This is a genomic window from Natrinema soli, from assembly GCF_028618695.1.
Window position 1 is genome coordinate 1 of the sequence record NZ_JAQIVI010000019.1, and the last position, 2,597, is coordinate 2,597.

At 67.5% G+C, this 2,597-nt stretch carries 2 protein-coding genes and 2 pseudogenes; 2 read left to right on the forward strand and 2 right to left on the reverse strand.

Going from position 1 to position 2,597, the window contains the following annotated elements; translation table 11 throughout:
• Both PGX04_RS01120 and PGX04_RS01125 read right to left on the reverse strand, forming a co-directional pair.
• Positions 1 to 489, reverse strand: a pseudogene (locus tag PGX04_RS01120) (glycoside hydrolase family 2 protein); the annotation flags it as partial.
• Between the two features lie 53 nt (positions 490 to 542).
• The gene (locus tag PGX04_RS01125; protein ID WP_273736829.1) at positions 543 to 1,625 is read right to left on the reverse strand and encodes a tubulin/FtsZ family protein; all 1,083 of its coding nucleotides are present in this window, start codon (positions 1,623 to 1,625) and stop codon (positions 543 to 545) included.
• A gap of 201 nt (positions 1,626 to 1,826) precedes the next feature.
• On the opposite strand from PGX04_RS01125, the gene PGX04_RS01130 reads away from it, so the two are divergent.
• Positions 1,827 to 2,252, forward strand: coding sequence for a DUF5791 family protein (locus PGX04_RS01130; protein ID WP_273736830.1), 426 nt, complete (start codon positions 1,827 to 1,829; stop codon positions 2,250 to 2,252).
• Positions 2,253 to 2,354: 102 nt separating this feature from the next.
• Positions 2,355 to 2,597 (forward strand): annotated as a pseudogene (locus PGX04_RS01135) (molybdopterin-binding oxidoreductase); the annotation flags it as partial.

The window sequence follows — 2,597 nt, forward strand, 5'->3', positions numbered from 1 at the left end:
CGCCGCGCTCGCGGACGCGTCCCGGGCCGCGCCCAGTCGCGGCCGCGCCTGGAACTGCCGAAGAAGCGTCCGGGGCCGTGATTCGACCTCGAGGCTCCACCAGATACCGGGCGTTCCGAGCCGGTCGGGAACCGCGTCGGTCCCGTAGATGCCCGCGAACGACTCGGGCCGCTCGCAGACGACGATCAGTTCGTTCGCGGGTCGGGGATCGAACTCGAGGCTGGCCGGCACGAAGTGTGGCTCGTGAGTGGCCAGACGCGTGCCGTTCAGCCAGATTTCCGCGCGGTCGTAGGCCCCGCGGAGTTCGAGCATCGCGCGTTCGGTCTCGTCGTCTCGAGGGTCCGGAAACCGCGTTCGGTAGGCGATCGGTCCCGCTCCGGCGAACGCCGGGGGTCGTCCGGGGACCGAAACCGGTTCCCACTCCGCGACGGTCGGCGGGCCGTCACCACCGCGGTCCGTGACGATCCCGCCGGTCCACTCCTCGGTCATTGTGACTGTCAGGGAACCCGAAGTAAAAAGCCCTTCCGACGGTTCAGAATCGTCTAGAAGAGGTTCTCGAGCCGATCGTCGGCGAACTGGTCGGCGTGGTCCGTCGATTCCGTTTCCTGGGCGTCCGTCGCCTCGCGAGCGCGCTCCATGAACGCCTCGATCCGATCGGATCGCTCCGCGCCGCCGAGTAAGACCAGCGCGCCGAGGCGGTCGCTATCCAGCGGGAAGTCCCCACCGCGGACCTGCATGCCACCGGTCTCGTCCTCGAGCCAGCGCCGGGACTTCTCGACGCCCTTGCGGGGGATCGCGTCGGGGCGGCCAGCGATGACGAGCAGCGCCGAGTCGGCCGTCGTCGCGTCCGGCAGACTCGTCCCCGTCAACAGCGCCTGTCTCGAGACGCTCATCGCGGTGGTGATGTTCTCGCCGCTGTCCTCGCTCGCGATTTCGGTCGCGTAGCCGAGCACCGCGACGCCGCCCGCGCGGAGGGTGTTGATTACCTCGCTCGAGTCGACGACGCTTTCTCCGACGCCCTCGATGGCCTCGCCGGAGGCGAACAGCAGGCCGACCCGCTGGGCGATCTTCTCGTTGATCGTCTCGAAGGCCCCCTCGACGCTCTCGCCCTGTTCGTGCCACGAGTCGTTGTCGATCAGCAGCGTCGAATCGGCCTCCCGGAGGAGCGTCTTCAGGGAGCGGCCGGCGTTGGCCTGGTAGAGCGACCCTTCGTTGCGTCCGGGCAGGACGCCGAGCGCGTAGATCGGGACGTCGTAGACCTGCTGGAGGTGGTGGACGAGCACGGGCGCGCCGCCGCTTCCGGTGCCGCCACCGAGGCCGGCGACCACGAAGATCGCTTCCGACTTCGAGGTGACGCGGCCGTCGAGCGAGCCGAGGACCTGCTGGATATCCGACTGCATGACTTCCGTGCCGAGTTCGTTGTCGCCGCCGACGCCGTGGCCGTTAACGCGGTCGGCACCGATCAGCTGCGTGTCGACGATGTCGAGCGACTGGAGGTCTGCGTCCGCGGAGTTGATGGCCAGCGCACCCTGAACGGCCCCGAAACCCATGTCCGCGTCGAACCGGGCGAGCCGTTCGGTGATCTTCCCACCGGCCTGACCGACTCCGATCAGGGCAACTTTCATATCACTTCCATTTGAGTGGGTCCTGTTGAACGTTCCGGTGAGCCGATATGGGGATTGTATCAACTCACACGGGCGGGCGGCCGACTGCCGACCACCGACCACCGACCGCCGAGCTCCGAGTCCGAGCGAAGACGAGAGGAGCCACCGTACCGATCAGTGGAGGTCACAACACCTTTTTGCCGTATTCCCGTCGTGTCCGGTATGTTCTACGAACAACGGATGACCGTCCCCGACTCGCCCGCCGAGCTCCGGGCCGAGTACGAGGACGAGCTCGCAGCGATCGTCGACGACCGCGGCCCCGCGGCAGTCGCGAGCGAAACCGACCTCGAGACAGAGACGCTCGAGGCGCTGACCGCCGGTGACTCGCCCGAACTGACCCTCGAGGAAGCGGCCGAGATTCAGTCCCTCGCCGAGGGGACGCCGGATCCGGAGACGATCGTCACGATGGCGCTCGAGCATCTTCTCCTGGGGATGTCGACGGCGGTGCTCGACGTGGACGCGGTGGAGAGTCACCTCGAGATCGAGATGGACGCCAAGGAGGTCCACCAGAAGATCGAGGGGCGAGCGCCGATGTCGTTCGCGGAGTTCGTCCACGTCCAGCACGTGATCGTGGATAGTGCGCCGTAGGTGCGCTCGGCGCGGTTCCGCTCGGTACCGGTAGCGCCACCGGATTTTGCGCTGATCGGTACCACCACCCATATTTATCGCAGTCGGCGGTGTGGGTCCGCCATGTCGAACGCCGAGCGTAGCGAGAACCGACGACGAGAGGTCGACGCGATCCTGGATCGGAAACCCGGCACCGAGGCCGTCACCGATCTCGAGGACCGGTATCGGGTCGTCGGCGCGGCCGATCGAGCGACGTACGCGAACTGGCTCACGCCGATCGAGGACCACTACGTCTGCCACCGCAACGAGACGCTGGATCCGGCGGCCGACGAGTGGACGGTCGCGCTCGAGGGGGCCCTCGAGCGC

What these genes read in the sequence shown, in the direction of transcription:
- PGX04_RS01125 (WP_273736829.1), bottom strand. Translation starts at nt 1,625, where the DNA reads ATGAAAGTTGCCCTGATCGGAGTCGGTCAGGCCGGTGGGAAGATCACC.
- PGX04_RS01130 (WP_273736830.1), top strand. Translation starts at nt 1,827, where the DNA reads ATGTTCTACGAACAACGGATGACCGTCCCCGACTCGCCCGCCGAGCTC.